The 26,328-nt window shown below is 43.0% G+C and carries 23 protein-coding genes and 2 tRNA genes; 14 read left to right on the forward strand and 11 right to left on the reverse strand.

Translation table 11 applies throughout. From position 1 onward, the window contains the following. Positions 1 to 46 precede the first annotated feature (46 nt). Both EMP01_RS12535 and EMP01_RS12540 read left to right on the forward strand, forming a co-directional pair. Positions 47 to 1,594 (forward strand): hypothetical protein, encoded by a 1,548-nt coding sequence (locus EMP01_RS12535; RefSeq protein ID WP_129021898.1) that lies wholly within the window; start codon positions 47 to 49, stop codon positions 1,592 to 1,594. A 15-nt stretch (positions 1,595 to 1,609) separates the two neighbouring features. Beyond that, positions 1,610 to 2,170 carry a hypothetical protein gene (locus EMP01_RS12540; protein WP_129021899.1) on the forward strand — a complete coding sequence of 187 codons (561 nt, stop codon included), beginning with the start codon at positions 1,610 to 1,612 and terminating at the stop codon, positions 2,168 to 2,170. Positions 2,171 to 2,188: 18 nt separating this feature from the next. Here EMP01_RS12540 and EMP01_RS12545 read toward each other — a convergent pair whose 3' ends face one another. Together EMP01_RS12545 and EMP01_RS12550 are read right to left on the reverse strand one after the other, a co-directional pair. Further along, positions 2,189 to 3,493, reverse strand: a complete 1,305-nt coding sequence (locus tag EMP01_RS12545; RefSeq protein WP_129021900.1) for a serine hydrolase domain-containing protein — start codon at positions 3,491 to 3,493, stop codon at positions 2,189 to 2,191. A 45-nt stretch (positions 3,494 to 3,538) separates the two neighbouring features. Then, positions 3,539 to 4,057, reverse strand: coding sequence for a hypothetical protein (locus tag EMP01_RS12550; protein WP_129021901.1), 519 nt, complete (start codon positions 4,055 to 4,057; stop codon positions 3,539 to 3,541). Positions 4,058 to 4,167: 110 nt separating this feature from the next. Between EMP01_RS12550 and EMP01_RS12555 the strand changes: the two genes are divergently transcribed. Beyond that, positions 4,168 to 4,803: a TetR/AcrR family transcriptional regulator gene (locus tag EMP01_RS12555; protein WP_129021902.1), complete on the forward strand. Its 636-nt coding sequence runs from the start codon at positions 4,168 to 4,170 to the stop codon at positions 4,801 to 4,803. 3 nt (positions 4,804 to 4,806) lie between these two features. Here the strand turns inward: EMP01_RS12555 and EMP01_RS12560 are convergent, their stop codons facing one another. The 3 genes from EMP01_RS12560 to corA form a co-directional block, all read right to left on the reverse strand. Next, entirely contained in the window at positions 4,807 to 5,865 is a 1,059-nt protein-coding gene (locus EMP01_RS12560) for a DNA topoisomerase IB (RefSeq protein ID WP_202616074.1), read from the reverse strand. 105 nt (positions 5,866 to 5,970) lie between these two features. Beyond that, a tRNA-Arg gene (locus tag EMP01_RS15550) sits at positions 5,971 to 6,042 on the reverse strand. 44 nt (positions 6,043 to 6,086) lie between these two features. Continuing rightward, complete coding sequence (gene corA / locus EMP01_RS12565) at positions 6,087 to 7,205, reverse strand: magnesium/cobalt transporter CorA (RefSeq protein ID WP_129021903.1); 1,119 nt, start codon at positions 7,203 to 7,205, stop codon at positions 6,087 to 6,089. 77 nt (positions 7,206 to 7,282) lie between these two features. Between corA and EMP01_RS12570 the strand changes: the two genes are divergently transcribed. Next, a complete protein-coding gene (locus tag EMP01_RS12570; protein WP_129021904.1) occupies positions 7,283 to 8,806 on the forward strand; it encodes a helicase HerA-like domain-containing protein in 1,524 nt (507 codons plus the stop codon). Beyond that, positions 8,806 to 9,345: a GNAT family N-acetyltransferase gene (locus tag EMP01_RS12575; protein ID WP_129021905.1), complete on the forward strand. Its 540-nt coding sequence runs from the start codon at positions 8,806 to 8,808 to the stop codon at positions 9,343 to 9,345. The genes EMP01_RS12570 and EMP01_RS12575 overlap by 1 nt, the downstream gene beginning before the upstream one ends. A 302-nt stretch (positions 9,346 to 9,647) precedes the next feature. Here the strand turns inward: EMP01_RS12575 and EMP01_RS12580 are convergent, their stop codons facing one another. Next, positions 9,648 to 10,928, reverse strand: a complete 1,281-nt coding sequence (locus tag EMP01_RS12580; RefSeq protein WP_129021906.1) for a serine hydroxymethyltransferase — start codon at positions 10,926 to 10,928, stop codon at positions 9,648 to 9,650. A gap of 132 nt (positions 10,929 to 11,060) precedes the next feature. On the opposite strand from EMP01_RS12580, the gene EMP01_RS12585 reads away from it, so the two are divergent. The 4 genes from EMP01_RS12585 (at position 11,061) to EMP01_RS12600 (ending at position 13,559) form a co-directional block, all read left to right on the forward strand. Continuing rightward, positions 11,061 to 11,585, forward strand: coding sequence for a GtrA family protein (locus EMP01_RS12585; RefSeq protein ID WP_161971334.1), 525 nt, complete (start codon positions 11,061 to 11,063; stop codon positions 11,583 to 11,585). A gap of 6 nt (positions 11,586 to 11,591) precedes the next feature. Further along, positions 11,592 to 12,452, forward strand: a complete 861-nt coding sequence (locus EMP01_RS12590) for a TraB/GumN family protein (RefSeq protein ID WP_129021908.1) — start codon at positions 11,592 to 11,594, stop codon at positions 12,450 to 12,452. Positions 12,453 to 12,501: 49 nt separating this feature from the next. Continuing rightward, positions 12,502 to 12,951 (forward strand): hypothetical protein, encoded by a 450-nt coding sequence (locus tag EMP01_RS12595; protein WP_129021909.1) that lies wholly within the window; start codon positions 12,502 to 12,504, stop codon positions 12,949 to 12,951. Between the two features lie 140 nt (positions 12,952 to 13,091). Continuing rightward, on the forward strand, positions 13,092 to 13,559 hold the full coding sequence (locus EMP01_RS12600; protein ID WP_129021910.1) for a hypothetical protein: 468 nt from the start codon (positions 13,092 to 13,094) through the stop codon (positions 13,557 to 13,559). Positions 13,560 to 14,211: 652 nt separating this feature from the next. Here EMP01_RS12600 and murA read toward each other — a convergent pair. Beyond that, a complete protein-coding gene (murA, locus tag EMP01_RS12605; protein ID WP_237559536.1) occupies positions 14,212 to 15,552 on the reverse strand; it encodes a UDP-N-acetylglucosamine 1-carboxyvinyltransferase in 1,341 nt (446 codons plus the stop codon). Between the two features lie 99 nt (positions 15,553 to 15,651). On the opposite strand from murA, the gene EMP01_RS12610 reads away from it, so the two are divergent. Beyond that, positions 15,652 to 16,536: a flavin reductase family protein gene (locus EMP01_RS12610; RefSeq protein ID WP_129021911.1), complete on the forward strand. Its 885-nt coding sequence runs from the start codon at positions 15,652 to 15,654 to the stop codon at positions 16,534 to 16,536. Positions 16,537 to 16,728: 192 nt separating this feature from the next. On the opposite strand, the gene dnaN is transcribed toward EMP01_RS12610, so the two are convergent. Beyond that, positions 16,729 to 17,862, reverse strand: a complete 1,134-nt coding sequence (dnaN, locus tag EMP01_RS12615; RefSeq protein WP_129021912.1) for a DNA polymerase III subunit beta — start codon at positions 17,860 to 17,862, stop codon at positions 16,729 to 16,731. Between the two features lie 173 nt (positions 17,863 to 18,035). Between dnaN and EMP01_RS12620 the strand changes: the two genes are divergently transcribed. Beyond that, a tRNA-Phe gene (locus EMP01_RS12620) sits at positions 18,036 to 18,108 on the forward strand. A gap of 196 nt (positions 18,109 to 18,304) precedes the next feature. Here the strand turns inward: EMP01_RS12620 and EMP01_RS12625 are convergent. After that, the gene (locus EMP01_RS12625) at positions 18,305 to 19,636 is read right to left on the reverse strand and encodes a DEAD/DEAH box helicase (protein ID WP_129021913.1); all 1,332 of its coding nucleotides are present in this window, start codon (positions 19,634 to 19,636) and stop codon (positions 18,305 to 18,307) included. Positions 19,637 to 19,911: 275 nt separating this feature from the next. Between EMP01_RS12625 and EMP01_RS12630 the strand changes: the two genes are divergently transcribed. Next, positions 19,912 to 21,012 (forward strand): hypothetical protein, encoded by a 1,101-nt coding sequence (locus EMP01_RS12630; RefSeq protein WP_129021914.1) that lies wholly within the window; start codon positions 19,912 to 19,914, stop codon positions 21,010 to 21,012. Between the two features lie 91 nt (positions 21,013 to 21,103). Here EMP01_RS12630 and EMP01_RS12635 read toward each other — a convergent pair whose 3' ends face one another. Continuing rightward, positions 21,104 to 22,393 carry a DUF389 domain-containing protein gene (locus tag EMP01_RS12635; RefSeq protein WP_129021915.1) on the reverse strand — a complete coding sequence of 430 codons (1,290 nt, stop codon included), beginning with the start codon at positions 22,391 to 22,393 and terminating at the stop codon, positions 21,104 to 21,106. A gap of 485 nt (positions 22,394 to 22,878) precedes the next feature. Continuing rightward, positions 22,879 to 23,235 (reverse strand): hypothetical protein, encoded by a 357-nt coding sequence (locus tag EMP01_RS12640; RefSeq protein ID WP_129021916.1) that lies wholly within the window; start codon positions 23,233 to 23,235, stop codon positions 22,879 to 22,881. 823 nt (positions 23,236 to 24,058) lie between these two features. Between EMP01_RS12640 and EMP01_RS12645 the strand changes: the two genes are divergently transcribed. Both EMP01_RS12645 and EMP01_RS12650 read left to right on the forward strand, forming a co-directional pair. Further along, the gene (locus tag EMP01_RS12645) at positions 24,059 to 25,132 is read left to right on the forward strand and encodes a fatty acid desaturase family protein (protein WP_129021917.1); all 1,074 of its coding nucleotides are present in this window, start codon (positions 24,059 to 24,061) and stop codon (positions 25,130 to 25,132) included. A 101-nt stretch (positions 25,133 to 25,233) separates the two neighbouring features. Next, complete coding sequence (locus tag EMP01_RS12650; protein WP_129021918.1) at positions 25,234 to 26,322, forward strand: calcium:proton antiporter; 1,089 nt, start codon at positions 25,234 to 25,236, stop codon at positions 26,320 to 26,322. Positions 26,323 to 26,328 lie beyond the last annotated feature (6 nt).

Genomic DNA, 26,328 nt, shown 5'->3' on the forward strand with positions numbered 1-26,328 from the left:
CATATTATCTTAGTCCCGAATATCGTAAAACATAAGCCTTATTACTTTGGATATCAACCATATCTCAGACACACTGACTACTAAAAAGAAGGAATTGTTATTTATACTGTTGCTGCTGATCTTTTTTGCGGTGCAGTTCAGGTCACTCCTGTTCGAATTACCTTATGGTATCCACGAATGGGCACAGTCCGATCGTCTTGCTTTAGCTTACGGTTATTATGAGAACGGGATGGATTTTTTCAAACCCAGCACGCTGTCGCAATTTTCGAAAGGAGGTATAACAGGTGTCGAATTTCCTATACAGGCCTATATAACAGCACTTATTGCTAAGCTTTTGGGTAAAGCATATATCAGTATTATTTTTCGATTGTTGGATACATTTATTGTAGGGTTATGCCTCTTTTTTGTGTATCGCATTGCAGCAACATTTACCCGGCATTTCCTGCTGGCGATTTTACCTCCCCTGGTACTGCTGTTGTCTCCATGCTTTCTGAATTACACCTGTAACTATATGCCCGATACCGTTTCGGTAAGTATACTGTTAGTAGGTATGGGTTTGTACCTGCAGTGCTGGTTGCAGCAAAAGCCATTGAAACGGTATGCTGCATTAATTTTATGTACACTGGCTACACTGATCAAAACTTCGTCCGGTATATATCTTATCGGTTTTGTAGCTTATGATGTGTATCGTTTATACTGCAATAAAGAACTCAAAAAGTATGTAGGGTATCTGGCTTCCGTCCTATTGTCTATAGCGGTGCTTATTGCATGTTACTTATACAATGCTTATTTGAATAAGACTTATGACAGTAGTCTTTTCCTGATGACAATTCGCCCTATAAGTCTCCGGGATGCCGGGGCCTTCCTGTTAAAGCGTTTTCCCAATACATGGCTGAAAGAGTATTTTATCATTCCTGCATATATTTTGATTGTTGGTATATTGGTATATAATTACCGCTATCGTAAACAATATGTCTTGCCACGATATTTCTTTTCTTTAAATCAGGTATTGTTAGCCGGAATATTGTTGATGTCTATTCTGATGGGCAGCCAGTTTCTCGATCATGATTATTACATCATCCCGATCTTTATGCCGTTTATTGTATTACAGGCATACAGGCTTGTAATTGTTTCCGGACAACGGGCCATAACAAGACCACAGCAGAAGGGTATAATAGTCGTAGTTGTAATACTACTCAGCTGGAGCTATATCAGTACACAACAGCGCCTGTCCTGGCAGTATAAAGGATTCTCTGATGATTACCATGCAGAATGGATGAAGCAGGGTGCTATTAATTTGAAAAAAGCTGGAGTGCCTGCCGGCGCGCAGATTATAGCACTGAATGAAAATGCTCCTAATCTTGCCATGGTTTATTTCGACCGTAAGGGGTATGTGCTTAACCATGAGCGGTGGTATGGCGATTTTGAGACAGCCAGTAGCTTTTTTAGAGATCGGTCAGTGCAATATGGTGTCTGTGAGCTGAAGGAACTGGTTAAACTATTGAAGCAAGACGGATCATTTTACACATATTTTACCCCATTGTGGCAGGATGGGGAGATGATCATTTTTAAAACTAAAGAAGTCCACCCGTAATTAAAATGACACTTTATGAAATACTTTTTTGTTTTGAGCATGTATTTACTTCTTTTGAGCTGCAATGACAGATCTGCACAAAAAATGACTGAATCTGATATAGTGAAAAAAGAAGTAAAACATTTCTTCGATTACGATGAAATCGATTACTATCAGAATTTTCTGGATAAGGAAGGTGTTATCGGGATTTTTAATAATTCACGCAGGTCGCCTGAGGATTCTTTTAAGCTTATGATATTTATGTATAACGTTCCGCGCAGTGAAAGTGATACGGCATTTATCTCCTATTTAGATGATATGGGATACCGTATGCGTAAGCTGCACCCGAATAAGTTCCCTGCTGTAGACTCTTTACTGGCGGACATGATAGAGAATCAGGCGGCAGCAGCTTGTATCAGGAAATACAGAGATATATTGATTTTCAGAAAGAAAGGCGCGATCACCGGAACTGCTAAATTCTGCTTTGAATGTTCTTCGAACCAGGTACACGCAATTGGAGGCATACATATTGATGGTATTCCTGACTTGGAAAGATTAGAATCAATATTAGAAATCCACAGGATCAAAAAGGAGTAGATAAGCTTATCTACTCCTTTACTTTTTCAGGGTGATATTGATCCCGTTTTGGGTGAAAAAAAGTTCGTTTTCTTTGATTGCAATACTAATGCCCAGTTTAGGCACCTTAAAAGTATTGGCAGCAACCGGCGTAAGCGGGTAAGCCAGCTCTTCTGCTACATCTTCACACAATAGACCATGTTCCTGATCGATGTATAGTTTTAATTGCAGCTGTACAGAATCATTGGTATACAATCCGGTATATTGCCTGAGTTGTGTATCCTGTACAAAGTAGGGTAATGCCGTGCTATCGCTGAACAGTGCCTGGTATGCATCAATATAGAATTGATTGTGCGGGTATCTTTGCCCGTTAAGGACCATAGCAATACCAATCTTAGTTGCAGTATCATAAATGACCAGCGAATGGGTACCTTTGGTATCTCCGGCATGACCATAAAGCATCTGTTTATACACCGGAATGCTCATCAGGTTACGGCCAAAATCTTCTGTTGCTGTTGGAAACATCTGTTGCAGACTTTCTGGCTTCAGAACCTTACCTGAAAAGAGTAGGTGAAAGAATGTATTCAGTTGTGCAGGAGTAGTCGATATATCACCTACACCCATAATGTTGCGGTATTGATAATCCGGCATCCTGGTCCAGGCAGACTTACTGTAATCATACTGGTAAGAAGGGAAAACATTTTCCGGGTCCATATCGGCAGTAGCAAAATCGATTAAGTGATAGGGTTTACTTAATTTCTTCGTCACTATCTGCCCATATGATGCACCGTATTCCTGTTCAATAATATATTTCAGCAGGTAATAAGCCGAGTTGGAATATGCTACGGCTGTGCCGGGTTCAAATACGACACCCTGGCGTATAATTTCTGCAATAATTTCGTCGTGTTTTGCTGTACTGTCGATCAGCCAGTTGGTACAGCCTGGTTTATGGTCGTAATCACGGCTGATACCGCTGGAGTGCTCCAGCAGGTGCCTGATCGTAATTTTGTCTGCATTAGCCATTTGCGGCAGATACCTGTCCAGACGGGTATCCAGGGTCAATTGGCCCGCTTCAATCAGTTTCCAGATCAGTACAGCAGTATATACTTTGGTGATGGAACCTATCTGGTACAGCGTATGCTTGTTCCATTTGCTATGGGGCAGGGCTGACTGTCCGAAACGGCGCTGGTATAACGGCTTGCCATCTTTAAATACAGATATTGCCCCTACGCCCTGGTTAAAAGACTCTATATGATCAATATAACGGTCCAGCTTATGGAGCTTTTGTGCAGATGCGGTAAAGCTGCAGAGGACCAGACTTAGGGGGACAATATATGTTTTCATCTCTATTAAGCTCCTCCCGGCGATCCGGGTAAGCGGCAAACAATTTTAATTCTGTTGTATACTTTCTGTATTAATTTTAATACCGGCCTTTTTTAGAAATGCTATCTGCAGTTCCTGGCATTTATCTTCCAATGCATGTAATGCATCTCTCCTGGATTCCAATTGCAACCGTATTGCCTTGCGGGCACTTGTATCCTGCTCTTCTATATATTTGATCAGCAGTGGCGTATACTCATCCGCGATTGCTGACATATATGTCAGTACATTGGTATGGAAAGCATCAGCCTCATGGCTATGTTCCAGTGTACTGGCTTTATTTTTAGTTTCATTGGTATATTCCGCAAGATTCCTGGCATCCCTTAACTCCATTTCGTGTGAGGTGAGGTCTTCTTTTTCTGAATCAAAGCCACCCCTGGCCAATTTATAATGCTTATCATCCAGGCGTTCTTTACAGGAATAAAAGTTACTGGTCATTTTCTCATTATAGGCAAAATCCTGGTTGTTATTGCAGGAAGAAGCCATGCATAAGTCCAGTAAAAGGAGGAGGAGCAGTTGCTTTTTCATCTTTTCCTGTTTAAACGTTGCAGATTTTAGCAAATATTGTGCAAATATAGCAAAACTCACTAAAAGGTGATCTTAAAATAGGTTATTTTTGTACATAATAATAATCAACCATGGATAAAGACATCAAAAAGCCGGTTGTCCGTAATAAGGAAAAAAGCAAACAGAGACTGCTTGCTGCTGTAGGGAAGATACTGAAGGCGAAAGGATTTGCGGCCCTGAAAGTAAATGATATTGCCGCTGTAGCGGGCCTGGATAAAAAACTGATCTATAATTATTTCGGAGGTACCGACGGACTTATCGATGAGTATATCCGCTCTCTTGATTTCTGGAGCAATGTATCGGAAGATGATGGTCCCGGCGACCTGAGCGATGGCGGACAAGCCTTTACCCGGAACATGATCCAGGGCCAGTATGATTATGTGGCACAGAATAAAGAGCTGCAAAAGGTATTACTATGGGGCATTACCGAGCAGCGCAAATCTCTGAAAAAGATTGCTGATGAGCGGGAAGCAAACGGAGAAGTGCTGATGGCCAATATCACCGATCCCTTTTTCGAAGAACAGTCTGAAGAGTTCCGTGCAGCTATGGCTATACTTATTTCCGGAGCATACTATCTGAATATGTATACCACCAATGCCAAAACATTTTGCGGCATAGATCTTACGCAGCCCAAAGGACGGGATCAGATCAAAAATGCATTAGGTATGCTGGTAGACCTGGTATACGAGCGTAAGCGTAAAGGCTAATGTTTAAACTGCCGGGGTAGTAGTATCCAGTCTTTTTTGCAGCAGACACAAAACCCCGAGCTCTTCTACAGAAAGCTGCTCATTTGTTTGCATCATTTTTTGTACTGCCCGGTGCACTGTGGCTAGTGTACGTCCTTGCGTATAATGCGTAATCACCCTCGGATCAATATATGAACTACGGGCGATTGCCGGTGTATTGCCCAGTTTCTCACTCACCGTTATTACGGCATCGCGAATATTCTTTTTCAGGTTTTTCTGATCTTCAGGTTCTACGGCCCCGATCTCATCCAGGGCCATAGCTGCAATCACCGTGCCAGCCCAGGTACGGAAATCCTTTGCGGAGAATTCTTCGCCCATCACCTCATGTATATACTCATTCAGGTCATTACTCCTGATATCGTGTATATTGTCCTCATCGTCAATGTATCTGAAGATTTCGTAACCCGGTAGCTCATCCAGTTCCTGTACAATTTTGGTCAGTCTGGCATCAACTACATGCTTCTCCTGATCCTGTCCCGATTTGCCGCGGTAGGTAAATATCATTTCATTACCCCTGATCTCCAGGTGCTTGCTGCGCAGGGTCGTGAGGCCATAACTCTGGTTTGCCTTGCGGTAATACTCATTGCCAGGGCGAAAGAATGCTGCTTCCAGCAGGCGTACCATAGTCGCCAGTACCTTTTCGCGGCTCAGCTTGCGCTTACGCAAATGCTGTCCCGTAACCCGGCGCATATGTTCCAGCTGCGCCGCAAAACGAATGATGCGGTCAAACTTCTGATCGTCCTGTTGCTTACGGAATTTAGGATTGTAGATATATTGTTTGCGCCCCTTGATATCATAACCTGTTGCCTGTATCTTGGCCCGCTTCGAACTATTGATACTCACTTTCTCCCATGCCGGAGGTATAACCAGCGAGGCGAAAAATGCCTTTAATGCCGGGTCCTTGACGTTCATTCCTGTTGCATCGGTATAGCAGAATCCTTTTCCTTTTCTGAAGCGGTGATAGATCATATACAATAGCTTAAGTGGTTGATACAGATTGCTTTCAGATATAAATCTACGCACTAATTGTTTAAAAGAAAGTGAAATATGATAAGCTCAGGCTTATACCAATGCGAAGCCACTTATAAAAGAAAGCGCCCGCAATTTGCGGGCGCTTTCTTTTATAAGTGGCTTCGTCAAGAATCGAACTTGAATCTGGAGCTTCGGAAACTCTTATACTATCCATTGTACTACGAAGCCGGGAGCGCAAATATAGCGCATTTTTGTGTATCCCGATATACTTTTTAGAACCAGTCTTTTTTCTTGAAATAGACCAGCATACCTACCGAAACGGCCATCATAAGCACGATAGTGAGGTAGAACCCGAATTGATTATGCAGCATCGGAATGCGCTCAAAATTCATCCCGAAAATACCACCGATCACCGTAGCCGGGGCCAGCAATACGGTTACCACCGTCAGGATCTTCATCACCTCATTCATCTTCGTATTGACCTGGTTCATATACAGGTCCTGCAGGTTGATGGTCATATCACGATAACTCTCATTGTACTCGATCGCGAGCAGGATATGGTCAAAGATATCTTTAAAGAAACGTGCATTGCTGCTGTCGATCAGTGGCGACTGCGACTTCCAGAAAGAGTATACCAGGTCACGCACCGGCGTAAGGGCACGACGCATCACCATAATCTCATTGCGCAGGTTACTGATCTCTACCAGGATATTGTTATTTGATCGGGTCGATATAGCTCTGTGTTCCAGATCCTCTAAGCGGTGTGCGAGAGATTCCAGTACTTCAAAATAATCATCGACTACTGCATCGATCAGCAGGTAGCAGAGGTAATCGGCGCTTTTCTTGCGCACGGCATCCAGCTTATTTTTCAGCTTCTGGCGTATGCCGTTGAACGGATCTTTATGATGTTCTGTCTGGAAAGACATTACATAATTCTTCCCCAGCAATATGCTCAGCTGCTCCTTCTCTACAATCCCCAGCTCCTCGTTATAGGTCAGCATAGGCAGCAGGCAGAAAAAGTGTTCGTCTATCTCATCCGTCTTGGCACGCTGGCCCACACTCACAATGTCATTTACCAGCAGGTTATGTACATTAAAATGCCCGCAGAGTTTGCGTACCTCTTTCTTGCGTATACCATCTACATTGATCCAGAATATCTTATCGGTATCAACATAATTGATAAAGCAGTCCTTTACATCTTTGGTTTTAAAGATGTCCGCCGCAATTTCATCAAAAGCATATACGGTATAATATATATTCTTCTTCTGGGCTTCAAGCTCAGGTTCGGCCTCCACCGCTTCATCAGGGCTATAGGTCTCCAGCTGCCGGTAACGGTTCGGCAACAAAAACTGAGGTACTCTATAGCGTTCTAGGACATTAAAAAATTTCACCGTGTAAAGTAAATACGATTAGACAAAAAATGGTAATTTTCGGCATTAAATTTTTATCGCTAAAATTAATACAGCTCATGGCCAATAAAGATACTTTCATCTCCGACATTAATAACGGATACACATTCAAAGGCTCCTCCTTCAGGCTGGGAGCAGGTATGCTCGATGGCGCGGTAGTGCCGGAAGCTGTTGTTCAGGTGCCGTTAAAGACCATGAATCGTCATGGACTGATTGCAGGTGCTACAGGAACCGGTAAGACCAAAACCCTGCAAATGCTGGCCGAGGGCCTGAGTGATGCCTCTGTGTCGGTACTGATGATGGATATAAAAGGAGACCTGAGTGGTATTGCCGCCACAGGCAGCAGCAATAAAATCATTGAAGAGCGCTATGCAACGATGGGGCTGGAGTGGAAAGGCAGTGCCTACCCTGTAGAACTGCTGTCTCTGAGCCAGGAGAAAGGTACCCGTTTACGCGCTACTGTTACGGAATATGGTGCAGTATTGCTTTCTAAAGTATTAGACCTTAATGATAACCAGTCCGGCCTGCTGGCTATGCTGTTTAAATATGCCGATGATAATCATTTACCAATTCTGAACCTGAAAGACCTGGTAAAGTTGCTGCAATATGCATCGGACGAGGGTAATGATGCCATCAGTCAGTCTTATGGCAATATCTCAAAAGCCTCTCTGGGCACGATCCTGCGTAAGGTGATCGAGCTGCAGAACCAGGGTGCTGATCATATTTTCGGAGAGAAGAGTTTTGAGATCGATGACCTGATGCGCCTATCCGATGATGGCCGTGGCATGATCTCTATTTTACGGGTAACGGATATACAGGATAAGCCTAAGCTGTTCTCTACCTTTATGTTACAACTGTTGGCTGAACTGTATGCCAATCTTCCGGAAGAGGGCGATATGGACCAGCCTAAACTGGTGATGTTTGTAGATGAGGCGCACCTTATCTTTAACGAAGCCAGTAAAGACCTGTTGCAACAGATCGAGTCGATTGTAAAACTAATCCGTTCTAAAGGTGTTGGTGTGATCTTCTGTACGCAGAATCCGCAGGATATACCGGCATCGGTACTGAGCCAGCTGGGTCTGAAGATACAGCATGCCTTGCGCGCCTTTACGGCCAATGACCGTAAGGCTATAAAAATGGCCGCGGAGAACTATCCCGAAACAAATTATTATACGATCGATGAAACCCTTACCCAGATGGGTATCGGAGAGGCTTTTGTAACCTTACTGAACGAGAAGGGTATCCCGACACCGCTGGTGCAGACCTATCTCTGTTCTCCGCATTCGCGTATGGATATCCTGAGTGAACAGGAGATTGATCAGCTGGTGGAGCAGTCTAAACTAGCACCAAAATATAACCAGGAGATCGATAGCGAAAGTGCCTATGAACTGCTGCAGGCCAAGATAGAAGCCAATGTAACGGAAGCTGAGGTAAAGAAACCGGACACCGTGGCCAAGAATGGCAGACCAGCTAAAGAGGAGCCTTCTGTGCTGGATAAAATACTGAACAGTGCAGCCGGAAAGCAGGCACAGCGCAGCATTACCCGCGGTTTGCTGGATGTGGTTTTTAAAATGTTTAAATAATGCAGATTACCGAAATGCAAAACGGCATCAGCCTCGAACCCCTGGATACCGGACATACTGCTGCTTTATGGCATTGCATCAGCGAGCATAAACTGTATCTGCAGCAATGGATCGATTGGGTAGGGCATTGCAGGTCCGAGGCAGATGTGGCAGCATATATACAACAGACACAGGATGAAGCTTATCGTCAGGAGGGACTTACTATGGTAGTGCGCTCAGGTAGCGCCACCGTGGGTATTGTAAGCCTGCAGCACTGGAACCGTGACCTGAATATTGCCGAGCTGGGTTTCTGGATAGTAGCATCGGAACAGGGAAAAGGACTGATGCAGCAGGCCATACGGCAATTGCTGCCCTTTGGTTTTAAGGACATGCGTTTACAGAAAGTAGAAGTTGCCTGTGCGGCAACCAATACCCGTGCCTTGCGTCTATTACAATACATGGGCTTCTCTGTCGAGGGTGTATTGCGCAGAGCCATACTGAGCAAGGGTTTGCTGACCGATAAGATAGTAATGGGTTTGCTGAAAGAAGAATACCGTTAAGCGTTATAATATTAAATTGATTATAGTTTAGTTTCATTCTTTTCCGAATAGCTACCTTTTGTCTTGATGCAAAAGGTAGCGCCAAAAAATCAAGGCTGTATAAATCCCTGGCTAAAAATCAATGGGATCGCTTATTGTTTTTATCACAGCGATAGCCTTTTGGGTTGGTGCTTAGGGAGCCTCAGCAATCGAAAAATTTGTGCCCTGAGATAAGTCATTATTTTTCGAAAGTGGTATTATATAAAATTTTAGGGCCGGTGCATTGCACCGGCCCTAAAATTTTATATAATATTCTGTAGTAATTATCCTAATTCAGGATACATGCTGAAACCACTCATGAATTCATTTACCTCACCTCTTACAGTGCTGATAACGGTTTCATCATCGGCATGCATCAGTACGCGATCCAGCCAGTTAACCACTTGCTGCATATCATTTTCTTTCAGACCACGGGTAGTGATCGCCGGTACACCCACACGGATACCCGAAGTGATGAACGGTGATTTATCATCAAACGGTACCATGTTTTTATTCAGGGTAATGTCTGCTTTTACCAGAGTATTCTCCGCTTTCTTACCAGAGATATTTTTGTTGCGCAGGTCGATCAGCAACAGGTGATTGTCTGTACCGCCGGATACCAGGTCATAACCTTTCTCCAGGAAGGCCTGAGACATAGCCTGTGCATTCTTGATCATCTGCTGTGCATATACTTTATATTCGTCCTGCAGGATTTCGTGGAAGGAAACTGCTTTAGCCGCAATTACGTGCTCCAGTGGTCCGCCCTGGATGCCCGGGAATACAGACAGGTCAAGGAGATTGCTCATCATCTTGATCTCGCCTTTAGGTGTTTTATGTCCCCATGGATTTTCGAAATCATGCTTCATCATAATGATACCGCCACGAGGTCCGCGCAGGGTCTTGTGGGTAGTAGAGGTTACAAAATGACAGTGATCGAAAGGAGAATTCAGTAATCCTGCAGCAATCAGACCGGCAGGGTGGGCGATATCCGCCATTACCAGTGCACCGATTTTATCAGCTACGGCACGGATGCGGGCATAATCCCAGTCACGGCTGTAGGCAGATGCGCCACAGATAATTAATTTAGGTTTTACTTCCAGTGCTTTTTGCTCCAGTGCTTCATAATCTACACGTCCGTCTTCTTTCTTCACACCATAATGATGCGCTACATAAGTCTTACCGGAAAAGGCTACCGGAGAGCCATGCGTCAGGTGACCGCCCATGCTCAGGTCCAGGCCCAGGATCGCATCGCCCGGTTGCAGGATTGCTGCCTGTACCGCCATGTTGGCCTGTGCACCACTGTGCGGCTGCACATTGGCATATTCAATATTAAAGATCACTTTCAGGCGATCGATTGCTAATTGTTCGCTTTTGTCTACCACTTCACAACCACCGTAATAACGCTTGCCCGGATAGCCTTCGGCATATTTATTGGTCATTACGCTGCCCATTGCCTGCATTACCTGTAAGCTGGTAAAGTTTTCAGAGGCGATTAGTTCCAGTCCTCTGCGCTGGCGGTGCAATTCTTCCTGGATCAGGTCAAAAATAGCGGTATCTCTTTGCATAAGTCTACAAATGTGTTTTGGAGGTATAATTTGATGTTTGCAAAAATAGGTTCTTTTAGGCGAATAAAACAGTTGATTTTTGCCGCATTTTTCTGCCAGGGGCACTTTGATATAACACAAAAAAGTATACCTTTGCGCACAAATTTTTCAATGCTGGGCCGATCCAAGAACCTTGTTATACAGGTTATAGACTTTTTTTATTTTCCTTTTCTGCACAAGTTTATCCCGGTGCAAACCTTTCGTTATGCAGCATGCGGAGGCGGGAATGCCTTGTTCAACCTGGTGATGTTCTATATCGGGAACAATTTTATATTTACTGACGAGCTGATACATTGCGGACCGTTTACCATGACGCACTATATTGCCGCTTTTGTATTTGCTTTGTTGTTCAGCTTTCCGTTGGGTTTTATCCTGAATAAGTATGTAGTGTTTCAGCAATCACACCTCAAAGGACGTATTCAACTGTTTCGCTATGCAATGATTACCCTGTTCAGCATTGTAGCCAACTACGGTCTGCTGCATTTCTTTGCCGGTTACCTGGGCTTATGGGCCACGCCTTCACAGGCACTGACTACGGTCATCTTATCCATTACCAGTTATTTCGCGCAGATGTATTTTTCTTTTCGGACAAAAAAGACTAATATTAGTACAAATTAATATCCCATGATGCGGTTCCTTTCCTTCTGTTGCCTGCTGCTGTTGTCAGTAGCTCAGGACCTGCGTGCGCAGGAGTCCTCTTTGTTGTGGAAGATCAGTGGTAAAGAACTGGCACAACCTTCTTACCTGTTTGGCACCATACATCAGATTTGTGAAGAAGATTACTTCTGGACTGATACCATGCAGAAATATTTTCACCGGGCCCAACAGCTGTGCCTGGAGCTGGATATGGATGATCCGCTGCTGGCAGTTAAAGTAAGCCAGCATTCCATCAACACAGGTAATAAATCCCTGAAAGATTATTTTACACCTAAAGAATACAGCCGTTTAAGTGTTTATATCAAGGAACATACCGGTCAGAGTATGGAGATGTATAACCGGCTGAAACCGATATGGCTGGTACTGACCCTTTCTAATGGAGACCTGGGTTGCGATGCCGCTACGGCATATGAGATACACCTGGTAGACTCTGCAAAGAAGTATGAGATGCCGGTCATGGGGCTGGAAACTGTAGATGAGCAGATGGCAGCCCTCAGCAGCATTCCGGAAGATAAGATCAAACCCTATATACTGGATATTATTGACGGGCGTACAGAACAGAATACAGAACTGTTTCAGCGCATGGTAGCTACTTACCTGAAGCAGGATGTAGAAGCCTTATACCGTATCATAGAGTCGGAGAATGATGCTATGCTGAGTATGGATAAGCTACTGGATAACCGTAATAAACGCTGGATCGCGCGTATAGCAGATATTGGTAAAAACAAAAGCACGTTCTTTGCGGTAGGCGCCGGACACCTTGGCGGACCGGGTGGGGTACTGGCTTTGTTGCGCCAGGCTGGGTATACCGTAACACCGCTGAGGTAAATAGATTCTTTACTGCTCAAAATAAAAATAAACAAATACTAAAAACAGAATGGAACAACAGATTAAAGAAGATTTACTCTCAAACTCAGGACTGGATGATATTTCGCAAGGTTACCTGCTGCAGACAGTGCGCTGGACCAAATTCATAGCCATTATGGGTTTTATTTTTACAGGAATTGCGTTACTGGCTATTTTGCTGAGCGGATTTGCCAGCGGCAATTCGGAAGGTGTGGCTTATGGGATCGGTAGTGCTTTAGGTAGCGGATTGGTCGGGGTGATTATACTGGGAGTCTATTTTTATCCGATCTACTGCTTGTATCAGTTCTCGCGGTATATGAAGTCGGGTCTCTATTATGAAGATAAACTACAGGTCATGCAGGCTTTTCGCCATCAGCGTAATCTGTACCGTTATATGGGTATTCTGCTGATTATTATGATCGGCTTTTATGCTCTATTATTTACGTTCGGCGGCCTGATGGCTGGTATGGGCGCAATATAGTAGTCATGAATTTATAATCAAAAAAGCGGCTGTGGCACACAGTCGCTTTTTTGATGCAATATTATCTCTAGTAAGTGAGTAGAATTAAATAATTTTTGTAATATTGGCCCTTCACTTTAAAAAAACAAAAGAACAAAACTATGGAACAACATCTTCCTGGGGGTATTATTCCCTCATCAGGCCTCAATGAAAACAGCAAGGCATACCTGGGACAGACCGTGCGCTGGACCAACTTTCTGGCTATTTTAGGATTTATCAGCATCGGACTGATGCTCTTCTTCTCACTGCTTATCATCCTGGGCGGCGGCATCATGATGAATCGCATCAGTGAGGTATCAAGCTTCAGAACGATCGGTTATACCTTATTCGGTATGCTGTATCTTGGTATTTCTATATTATACTTCTTCCCGGTATGGTATTTATACAAGTTCGGTAAATCAATGAAAAGTGGTTTACTTACCGAAAATGAGTTGCAGATTACAGAAGCATTCCGTTACCAGCGCAATTTGTACCGTTTCATGGGCATCATGGCCCTGATTGTAATTGGTATTTACATTCTTATATTTGTATTTGGCGCGCTGGGTGCAGCCTCTGGTGGATTCAGGTAAGAAGAGTAATGCTTTTTGCGTTGCTTTGTGCTGCAGCAACTGAATGTTGTGCGTCTCTGCAAGTATTCGAAAAAGAAAAATCAAAATAAGAATACTGATTATCCGCATTGGTCAACTATTTTATTCGTCCTTTTGTCCGGCAACAAAAGGACCAAAAATGCCTTTGTTTTCATCAAGGCGATTGCGGGGCACCGCCATTTTGTACCGTTGCGTGCATTGATCGTCTGAGCTTAACGTGTGATCCGTTCGGTGCTCAACGATCGCAGCTCCACTCCAAAATGGCTATCGCTGTGATGAAAACAATAAGCGATCTGTACAAATACAGATCGCTTAGAATGGCCTTATAAATCCGGCGTTAATAAAATCATTGGCTCGGTCGATAAAGTCGGAAACCACTGTCTGAACGAAGTGAGTCTGGTTTGCGACCGACACATTGATTTTTAGCCAGGGATTTATACAGCCATGATTTTTTGGCGGTACCTTTTGCATCAAGGCAAAAGGTAGCAAAAGATATATAGGATACTTAAATCATAATGCTAAACTTTGATTCCTTTAAGCAGATACTCAGTATAAGAAATATAATTAAAAATGATTGCGGTGCAGGAATATTCCTGCACCGCAATCATTTTTAATATATGCATACCGACTATGACTATGCAGTACCTCTTCTGATATCCGCTCCCAGTGCCTGGAGGCGTTTATCGATGAACTGGTAACCTCTGTCGATCTGTTCAATATTTTCAATCACACTCTTACCTTCTGCAGATAATGCTGCGATCAGCAGGGCCACACCCGCACGGATGTCCGGTGAGGACATGCGTATACCGCGTAGGGCAGTCTGACGGTTCAGTCCGATCACTACTGCACGGTGCGGATCACACAATACAATCTGTGCACCCATATCGATCAGCTTATCTACAAAGAATAAACGGCTTTCAAACATCTTCTGGTGTATCAGCACGGTGCCTTTGGCCTGTGTTGCCATAACCAGTATTACACTCAGCAGATCGGGAGACAGTCCCGGCCACGGATGATCGTAAATGTTCAGTACAGAACCATCGATAAACTGGCGTATAGTATACTGGTCCTGTGCCAGAACGATAATGTCATTGCCTTTGATTTCCAGTTCCACTCCGAATTTGAGGAATGTTTCCGGCAAGATACCCAGGTGTGCCACATCGGCATCCTTAATAGTGATCTCGCTTCTGGTCATTGCCGCCATGGCAATGAAAGAGCCTACTTCGATCATATCTGCCAGCAGGCGGTGCGCACAGCCATTCAGTTTTTCAACCCCTTCAATCTGTAATAAGTTAGAACCAATACCTTCGATCTTTGCCCCCATGCTGTTCAGCATACGGCAAAGTTGCTGTACATAAGGTTCACAGGCAGCATTGTATATAGTCGTCTTCCCTTTGGCCATTACCGCTGCCATTACAATATTGGCTGTGCCGGTTACAGAAGGCTCTTCCAGCAGAAGGTCTGCACCCCTCAGGTAGGCCCCGTCCAGGGTAAATTCTTTTTGTTCCGCATCATAATGGAAGCTCACGCCCATACGTTCAAAACCGATGATGTGCGTATCCAGTCTGCGGCGACCGATTTTATCTCCGCCGGGTTGCGGCAGGTACGTTTTACCGAAGCGTGCCAGTAAAGGACCAGCCAGCATTACAGCGCCCCTTAACTTGCCCGATTTCTTTTTGTATTCCGCAGATTGCAGGAAATTGATATCTACCGAACCGGATTCGAATGTATAAGTATCTTCTGAGATGCGTTCTACTTTTACGCCCAGGTCACCCAGAAGTTCGATCAGCATATTTACATCCAGGATATCCGGGATGTTACTGATGGTAACTTTTTCTTCGGTGAGCAAAACGGCGCATAAAACTTGCAGGGCTTCATTTTTAGCTCCCTGGGGTACAATGGTACCACTTAAGGGTTTTCCTCCCCTGATCTCAAAAGTAGACATATAGAAACGGTTGATTTTTAGTGCTTGCAAAGTACTGCAATTTTTTAAAATTTTCCCTTGTATTTATGTTATAAAATGCAGCAGGGATAATATTTTATCCTATCTTAGCCACTCTTATAGATACCAATAATGGAAATATTACCACAAGACATCAGTACCAAACAATTACATGCATATTTGCTGGGCAGTATAGCTCCGAGACCTATTTGTTTTGCCAGTACCATAGACAGCGAAGGCAATGCCAACCTGTCTCCGTTTAGTTTTTTTAATGTTTTCGGCAGTAAACCGCCGATCTGTATATTTTCCCCGGCCCGCCGGGTGCGTGACAATACTATTAAAGACACGCTGGAGAATGTGATCGCAACCAAAGAGGTGGTGATCAATGTGGTGAGTTATGATATGGTGCAGCAGATGAGCTTATCCAGCTGCGAATATCCTAAAGGGACAGATGAGTTTACCAAATCCGGCTTTACCCCGGTAGCCTCTACGCTGGTCAAGCCTTTCCGGGTGAAAGAATCGCCGGTGAGCCTGGAGTGTAAGGTGCTGGAAGTAAAATCGATGGGAGATGAGGGTGGTGCAGCCAACCTGATCATTTGTGAGGTGGTGAAAATGCACATCAATGATCGCATCCTGGACGAGCAGTTACAGATCGATCCGCATAAGATAGACCTGGTAGCCCGTATGGGTATGGATTACTATTGCCGTGCCTCAGGCGAGAGTGTCTTTGAAGTGCCGAAGCCAAACCTGAAGTTAGGTGTGGGCATAGACCAGTTGCCTTTACATATCAGACAGAGTGATGTGTTGTCTGGTAATGATCTGGGTTTGCTGGGCAACAGTACAAGCATACCGGTGGTTGCTGATATGCAGAACGATGAGCGCCTGATAGAGATCCTGAAAGACTATCGTTCTGAACCGTCGACACTGAAAAATGCACTGCATACTTATGCTAAAGAATTATTGGCCAAAGGTAAGGTAGATGATGCCTGGCAGGTATTGCTCTCTGGTGAGGGCTAAGCAAAATTGAAACCGTCATTTCGGGTATAGCGCATGGCTACCTTTTGCCTTGATGAAAACAAAGGCATTTTTCGTCCTTTTGTTGCCGGACAAAAGGACGAAGGAAATAGTTGACTAAATGTGGATTTCAGTTAAAATAATAAAGCTCCTGTACGATACAGGAGCTTTATTATTTATATCAATATATTGAAATTAGATATTCACCATTAATGGCATCAGCAGCATCAGCAGATCTTCCTGCTCTACTTTTTCAGTAGGTTTGAAAATACCTGCTCTGGAAGGAATGCTCAGTTCCAGGGCCACTTCTTCGCCTTCGATATTGTTCAGCATCTCTACCAGTAATTTCGCGTTGAATGCGATCTTCATGTCCTCACCATTGTACTGGCAGGTCATTTTTTCATTACCCTCGTAAGAGAAGTCGGTATACTGTGCACTTAAGGTTACCGTATTACCTACGATATCAAATACTACCTGGCTGGTGCTCTTATCTGCAAACACGCTTACACGGCGCAGGGCATTGATCAGGTCTACACGGTTAATGGTCAGCATAAATGGATTCTCAGCTGGTATTACCGCACGGTAAGGAGGGTATTTACCATCGATCAGGCGACAGTTCAGGCTGGTATGATTGGTTTTGATGAACAGGTGCGTATCGGTATAAGATAAAGAGATGGCAGAATCATCGTTCGGCAACCAGTTCTTCATTTGTTGTAATGGTTTTCTAGGTACAATAAAGTTACCGGTAACCGATGGGGTAATATCTGTATAAGCCAGTCGGATCAGTCGGTGTGCATCGGTAGCTACAAAAGTGATGTCGCTTTCGTTCATTTCGAAGAATACACCGGTCATTGCAGGGCGCAGGGTATCGCTGCTGGTTGCAAAGATTGTTTTATTGATCGCCTCTACCAGTTTGATAGAAGGCAGGGTAAGGGTATTGGCATTTTCCGGGTTAGGCTCTTTCGGATATTCATCCGTTTTTTCGCCACCGATTTTGTATTTACCAGAGTTGCTGGAAATCTCGATAGTATAATCCTTAGGATTGATATTAAAAGTGATTGGCTGATCAGGCAGGTTTTTCAGGTATTCCAGCAGGATCTTAGAGGTAACGCACACCTTACCGTTATTGTCTTCTCCTCCCAGTTCAGTCTGTACATCCAGCTTGGTTTTGATCATCGTCTCCAGGTCACAACCGGTAATGGTCAGGGTATTGTCTTTCAGTTCAAACAAGAAGTTTTCCAGGATAGGCATAACGGTATTGGAACTGATGATGCCGCCTACTAATTGTAAGTTTTTAAGCAGTGTAGATGAAGAAACAATAAATCTCATAATAGATCGGTATAAAAATGAGCAACAAAAATAATGTTTAATTCGGAGAAAAAATCAGGGGTGGACAAGTAGTGGAAAAAAATATGTCAAAAAAGACAAGTCAAAAATTTGGCAGGAATAAAATCTTGTGTATCTTTGCACTCCAATCAGCCGAAAGGCGCTTTGATATTTATGGTGCGGTAGCTCAGTAGGTAGAGCAATGGACTGAAAATCCATGTGTCGCCGGTTCGATCCCGGCTCACACCACAAACAGTAAAGGCTTTCAGAATACAATTCTGAAAGCCTTTTTTCTTGCGTTGAATATTTGCAATTAATGTTTGATGAAATACAGCGCTGAGTACTATATTTCAAGCTTTCGCATTCGGTGGCGGAAGTTTCAATGAATGATGAGCAATTGAATTGAAAAAAAGCTCCCCATGCCATCAGCATGGGGAGCTTTTTTCTAACGTTTCTTTCCTCTCGATTTTGGCTTGCCGTATTTGGCCATCATCTTATCTTTATGGCTTATACGCTTCGCTGGTTGTTTGCTGTTTTTAGCTGATTTTTCATGAAAAGAGGCGCCTACATTTTCACGCTTAGGTATTTTTATTTTTACCTCTTTCACGATAACTTTCGGAATTTCATCTTCTGTTAGTTCCGTAGATATTTCCAGATGATCTGGTAGCAGTCGCATGGGAATTTCGTATTTCATCAGCGACTCAATGCTATGCTTGTATTCCTTTTCCTGCTCGGTGATAAAACTTATAGCTATACCTTTTTTATCTGCTCTACCGGTTCTACCAATGCGGTGAATGTAGTTTTCGGGTACTTCCGGTAAGTCAAAATTGATCACGTGCGTTACTTCAGCAATATCGATTCCGCGTGCCACAATATCTGTAGCAATAATAAAGCGGTAGGTACCTTCTTTAAATTGGTTTACGGTATTAAATCGATGCGCCTGTTCTTTATTGCTATGTATGACGCCCACTTGTTCCGGAAAGCGGCTTTGCATTTGTTCATACAATGCATCGGCTAATTTTTTAGTAGCTGTAAAGACCAGCACCTTTGAGAAATCTTCATTTTCGTTGAGCAACAATTCCAGGAGATTGACTTTAGTGTAGAAGTTAGGCACTTCATAAGCAATCTGATTAATATTCTCCAAGGGTGTGCCCGTGGGCGCTGCTTCAATACGCACAGGCAGGTTGAAATATTGCTCGATCATTTGTTCCACCTCTTCGGTAATAGTGGCGGAGAACATAAGATTCTGCCTTCTCTCCGGCAGCAAATCCATAATGTTTTTGAGCTGCGAACGGAAACCAAGATTCAGCATCTCGTCCACCTCATCAATAACAAATTTCTTTATTGATTTTGTTTTTAAGGCTCCATTCAAGATCAGGTCATAGAGTCTGCCTGGTGTGGCCACAAGAATATCTACGCCATTCTCTACAGCAGTAACCTGTGGTTTCATGTTTACGCCGCCATACACACCGGTCACAATCAACGAGCGATGTGCGGTTAATTTTATAGCCGCTTCTACTACCTGAGCCACCAACTCACGCGTAGGTACAAGCACCAGCATTTGCGGAAACCGGTCTTTCGAAAATTCCAATTGTCGCAAGCAAGGTAATAAGTAGGCATAAGTTTTACCGGTTCCGGTTTGGGCTATGCCGCATACATCCTTTCCTGACATAATTACAGAAAAGGCCTTTTGCTGAATGGAAGTAGGATGCACAAAACCCATCTCGTCCAATGCCTTGAGTAGCGGGGCATTCAGGTTTAAATCTTCAAAAGTCATGATAAGATATTAATTCTGCGAAGGTAAACAATCTTCGGCAGCAAGAGGATAATAAACCAAAGAAGATCATTGGGCATATTGCTATGCCTGCCCAATGTCATGGCCAGGAATGCTGCGGCAGCAGGTGTTACCGATTGCGATTGTTTGCCGTTTTCGCACGTTTATCCTCTGATCCAGAACGTTTATTCATTTAGGACAAATCTTTCATTTCTTAGGGTTATTTTAGCGGCCGATTATACGATTTCTGAAAAGAGACAAAAGAAAATTATCACATCATGAAACAACATTTTACTAAGCTGGTTATTGGTTTGCTGATAATGATCGGCAGTACATGCTCGACCGCGCAATCAAAGCTATCGCCGGGAGCACAATTTCTTGAATATTACAATGCCCATGATATTAAAAAACTGGATGTCCTGCTTTCGGATGATTTTGTAATGAAGCACCGGCACATAAATTCTTCCGTTAACAAAAAGGAGTTTCTTGGTTTACGGATGAACTATTGTGCTGCGTTTAACGCCGGATATAGTACCGTAGCGGTAATTGTAGAGGGAAATCCTGAAATTATTACGGTTAAGGAGTATAGCGATGAGCTTAAATTATTGCATATAAATCCTTCTGCCTGGATTTTTTTGATTGAATCGAAAGCCGGAAAGATTACGTCTATCCTTATGGATACTACCAGAGGTGCTGATGCTTATTTTCAGGAGGCGTTCCGCAAAGAAACCGCGTTTCGCTCCTGGGTAGAACAAAAATATGGTTCCGATACACTTACTGTATTAGATCATAATGTAGATGTGTTTCACGACCTGATGGTGGAATATGCATTAAATCCAGGAAATGCCGAGGCGACGCAAAGCGAAGAAGTGATAGTGGTCAGAAATGATACTCCGGATGGTAAGACTGATTATCGTATGCCCTGTACCCATTTTGGCAAGCTTTCGCTTAAACAAAGATTGGCACGGTATCCGTTCAACAAAGCTAAAAGTGTCATGCTTATTTCCTTTACCGATAACTCCATCCTTTATCCTGACTATAAACTGAATAAGGATCGAATACTCGCTCTGGACAATGCAGAAGACACAAAAACGCTTACTGCAGCAGACATTGATGAACTCAGTGATTTACTGTTCAATGTAGGGTACGATACGGATGAGCTTTTTAAAACCCAGATACCGGAGTGCCCTGAACTCAAAAATGCCATTGTTTTCCTTGACGACAAAGGCAAACCTTTCGATTATATAGGGATATATTTTGGCTGCAACGCTGCAGAATATGACATTAATAAAATAGAGTTTCCTGTAGATTGCGATGATAAGTACGATATGCTGGGTCATTTTTTTTCAGAGCGTGGCATTCCCGTAATAGGTTTATAAGCGCATATTGCATTAAGGCCCAAGAACCAAGCCCCTGTATTATGGCAGAGGGATTATGGCCAATGTTGTTTCCCGGAAATAATAATGTTGCTTATTCTTTTCTGATAAGCAGAAAATTAGCAGCCTTTAATCTTTCCTTCAGCCAGTTGTTTAATTTAACCTCATCTATTGGTTTGTCCGTTTTGTAGAGCATTACTCCTTGTATGGTTACACTGTCAGTATTAGGATGCTGTTCTATATTTCCGATAGAAATATCGGTTATTTCCGGGAATAATATATTTAACTCCCTGGTTAATGCAGGATCATTCAGTTTATATTTATCCAGTTCATTTTTCAGTTCATTTATGGCAATATCCTTTTGGGATATCTGGTTTTCCTGTTTATTAATTTCATTCAGGATTTCGGCCTTCAGATCTTCTGAGTTCTGGCGGAACAATAGTTCTGTATTCGCAATACCCATATCAGAAAGCATACGATTATACTCTTTTATTTCTTCATTGGTCAGCTTTCTATTCAGTAATGCTAACTCTACTTTTTTTGGATTGGTGTTATAATTCAGTTTTTTGAAAATGACCATATTGCCTTTGTTTGTAAATTCGGTATTAATAAATTGGTCAATAGCCTTAGTGAACTTTTTCTCGTTCCATAAGTTATATGCAAGATAAGCGCTGGGTACAATCATAATGAATATTAATGCTGTTATGCCCAATCTTATCTGCCTGGCATATCGCATACTCTTGAAGCTTGCAGGAGGGTATTTCAAATATTTAACTACAAAAAATGTAGCGATACAGATAAAAAAACAGTTAATGGTGTATAGGTAAAAGGCCCCTGCAAAAAAAGATAAATTGAAAGTTGCGATACCGTAACCAGCAGTACATAAAGGAGGCATTAATGCCGTAGCAATGGCAACACCTGGAATAGGATTTCCTTTTTCTACTCTCGTAATGGCAATTACACCAACCAATCCTCCAAAGAAAGCAATGATGACATCATAAATATTAGGCGCCGTTCTTGCCAATAGTTCTGACTGGACATCTTTGAAAGGGCTTAGGTAAAAATAGGCAGAGGAAACAATCAGGCTTACAATGGTAGCAACCAGTAGGTTTTTTACCGATTTTTTGAGCAGCTCAAAGTCATAAGTACCCAGGGCAAATCCGGCACCAACTATAGGCCCCATTAAGGGTGAGATAAGCATCGCACCGATGATTACTGCTGTAGAGTTTACATTTAATCCAACTGAGGCAACAATAATAGCGCAGGCCAGGATCCATAGATTGGAGCCCCTGAATGAGGTATTTGCGAAAACGTTTTCCAGTACTTTCTTCTTGTCTTCCTCGCCGCTGCTTAGGTTTATGAATTCTAATATGCTTTTCTTCATTTTCTTTGATGATTTAAAGATAATACAGGCTAAGTGTACTCTTCATTTACTTTAATACGTGATGCCGGATGATCTGTGGCACCTGTCTTGTACTTGCTCCGGCAGGTACTTTTTTTCCAGTTAAGGTTGACCAGGGGAATAACACGCCTTCCGATTCTGTTGAAAAGCCCGATTTGCAGCACCTTTCCTGTTTGACATTTATTGATCAGACCAATTTGCAGTCTCTTAGCTTCAGTTGCCACATTTGCCAGTGCGGCAATACTGCCTATGAAAGGATATAATAATGAGTAATACGGATATTAAGTGTCTGTACATTGGTCAGATAGGGTTAAGTATGAAAATGATCTGTTACACTAAAAGACAAATATATATAAAATCGGTACTATCGGCTTTTACAAAACCGCAGCCGGTACAGATATCTGTACCGGCTGCGGTTTTGTAAAAGAAAATGCATCAATGTACTAAGCTGTAATGCTATATGAGTACTATTCTCCGAAAATAGAAGCACAATCCTTACCCATATCCTGCATTTTCGCTGGCAAGCCCATTTTCTCGGCCTGCTTGAGTAATTCTTTAGGAGGTGCCTGACCCGGTTTTACCGCATTCAGTTTATACAATACTTTAAGTTCTTCCAGGTTCATTTTGGCACTCAGGTCTTTAACAAAGCAGTCGCCAAATTTTTCAGATTTTTCTTTAGAGGTACCATCGTTGAGCATCTGTTTAACGATCTGGCTGCGGATCGATTTGAGGATAGAGGCTTTGGTCTCTGGTTTGGACTGTGCGATGGCTGACATGCTGCCACCCAGGAGGATCATACTTAAGGCAATGAATAGTTTTTTCATGATAATTATTTGAGGTCCGAAAATAAGGCTATCCTACTGATAATCGGCACAGTACACTTTATTTTTTTTAGATTAATTAATGCCTGTCATTTTGAGCAACAGGATAGCAGGCGCGTGCGTATATAAAGGCATACTGTGCATTACCTGTCTTCCTTTGGAAGATTCTGCAAGACCTTACGGATCAATAAGCGATGATTGACAATGTGTGAATTATATAAAGTATAAACATATTTATATAACAGTCGGGGATATGTAATATGCGACCTTTGTGTTATGAAAGTAAACTCAGCAGTAGTTAATTAAGCGGAACGGTCAATTGCTTTAAAAAAGACTGCCCTCTGTTACTAACAAAGCTGAATTTATCATCACTAAGGCACAGTTCATAGGACTGGCCTCACTAAAACAAGCTCACTAGTACAAAACTAAACTACACCGAAGAAATACTAAAACTACACCGAAGAAAAACTAAAAACAACAATAGGGCAGGATCAATCGATTCTGCTTCTGTTGCTTGTATTATTTACTGTTCCCGCAATGCCGTTTTCTGGAACTGCAAGGCTATAAACGCGGCAGGATGTGTGAATTGTGTAAATTAAAATCAGATTTGTGTAACGACCGGTTGAAGAAAATAGCCCAACTTTATACAGAAATCATTCAAAGTCTAAATTTGAAAAAAGCGAGAAGATGGGCTAAAGGTGTAACGGCCGAATCTATCTTTTGCAAAAAGATACTCTGCCTATTATTGAGGAGGTACTCAGCCTTCATCTCATATCAGCTCTTTGCTACAATTTAGGATAATATATTGTTTCTTAAACATACAGAGATGCCTAAAGTAACCTATAATAATAAACATGCCGTTTTCTTTTCTTCTTTAAAAAAAGATATTGAGGCCTATTTCCAACGGAATAATATTGCGCAGACCGGAAACTGGAATCTGTTTTTTAAAACGATAATCCTCATTTCTGCTGCATCATTCACCTACTATTTATTACTGTTTGTCTCCATGTCCTGGATGGCAGGATTACTGTTAAGTGCTTTGCTGGGATGTGTTTTAGCGCTTATCGGGTTTAATGTAATGCATGATGCCTGTCATGGTAGTTATTCCGGCAGCAAAAAAGTAAATGAGCTATTGGGGTATACATTAAATCTTATTGGTGGAAACAGCTTTATCTGGAAGCAGAAACATAATATTATACACCATACTTATACCAATGTAGACGGGATGGATGATGATATAGCCAAAAGCCCCTTTGTAAGAATGTGCCGCACGCAGAGATGGATACCTGCACACAGATGGCAGCACCTCTATCTCCCCGTTTTGTATGCGGTCAGCACATTGTACTGGATACTGTGGCAGGATTATAAAAGATACTTCAGTAAGAAAATATATACCAGTAAATTGCCCAGGATGCCGCAAAAGGAGCATATTATTTTCTGGGTCAGCAAAATAGTATACGTATTGCTGTATATAGCATTGCCCATCTGGCTTCTGGGCTGGCAATACTGGCTGATAGGCTTTCTGATGCTGAATGCAATAATGGGTTTAATAACTGCTTTTGTATTCCAGATGGCCCATGTCGTTGAAGGGACAGAATTTGTGTACGTAAGGCTCGATGATACCCTGGCTATTGAAAATGAATGGGCTATACACCAGATCAAAACAACCTCCAATTTTGCGCCTGGCAATCCTCTGGTTACCTATTTGGCCGGCGGATTAAATTACCAGGTAGAGCATCACTTATTTCCAAGAATCAGTCACGTTCATTACCCATCTATCAGTAAAATTGTAAAGCAGAAATGTGAAGATTTTAACCTGCGCTACCTTTCTACACCTAGCTTTTTCAAAGCACTATCCTCTCATTTCAGGCTCATCAAAAAACTGGGAATGCATCCTTAGTTACCTCAGGAGCATTGGTGAGTACCGTTTCTGAGTATTGTGCTATTCATCAAAATACTGTAAATAAGTTTCTTATGTAGTTTAAAGATATCCGTTAGTTTATGAAGCAAAGAATCTATCTGGCAATCTGGACTATAGTCATTCCTTTCCTTGCATGGTTTGCCTATTTCGGTATATCTGTAGGTCTGAAAGGCGGGCTGTTTCATACACTGCTTGCCCTTTTACTGATAGGTAGTGTACTGGCCTCAGTGCACCATGCAGAAGTGGTGGCCCATCGTGTCGGAGAGCCCTTTGGTACTTTCTTGCTCGCCCTGTCCATTACGATAATAGAAGTAGCACTGATTGTGTCTTTAATGCTGACCGATGGCGGCAAGGGCACAGCAGCACTTGCCCGGGATACCGTTCTGGCGGCAGTAATGATTATCCTTACCGGAATAGTCGGCATCTGCCTTTTGGTAGGTGGTGCACGGTACAAGGAGCAGACCTTTAGTCTTCAGGGTGTCAGTGCAGCACTGGTTACCCTCACCGCAATACTGGTTTTCACCCTTATACTGCCCAACTTTACGGTAAGCGGGCCCAGTGCACAATATAGCCCTGTGCAGCTTGGGGTTGTCGCTGTCGTTTGTCTGATACTGTATATAGCATTTATATTAGTGCAGTCGATCCGGCACCGTGCATTCTTCCTGCCGCCTGATGCAGATGGTAATGAAGAGGTATATGCAGAACCGCCCAATAAAAGAGAAACAACCATCAGTGTATTTTTATTACTGCTTTGTTTAAGCATAGTCGTACTGCTGGCCAAAGCGCTGGCACCGGATATCGAACGCAACGTAGCCAAAGCAGGGGCACCCAAGTCGCTGGTAGGCGTTATTATCGCTGCCGTAGTATTGCTTCCCGAAGGACTCGCTGCATATAGAGCTGCCAGAAAGAACCGGATTCAGACCAGCCTTAACCTGGCTCTGGGCTCGGCCCTTGCCAGCATCGGGCTTACCATCCCTGCGGTATCTGCGGTATCGATCATGACCGGAATGAGGATCACATTGGGTATTGACGTAAAAGCTATGGTCCTGCTGGTACTCACACAGTTTACCATTATGTTATCCCTGGCCACCGGGCGCACGAATATACTGCAGGGCATAGTCCTGCTCATGATCTTCCTGGTATATATATTCACTATAATAGTCCCTTAATGTACT

Origin of the sequence: Edaphocola flava, assembly GCF_004118155.1 — a bacterium.
Classification (GTDB): Bacteria; Bacteroidota; Bacteroidia; order Chitinophagales; family Chitinophagaceae; genus Edaphocola; species Edaphocola flava.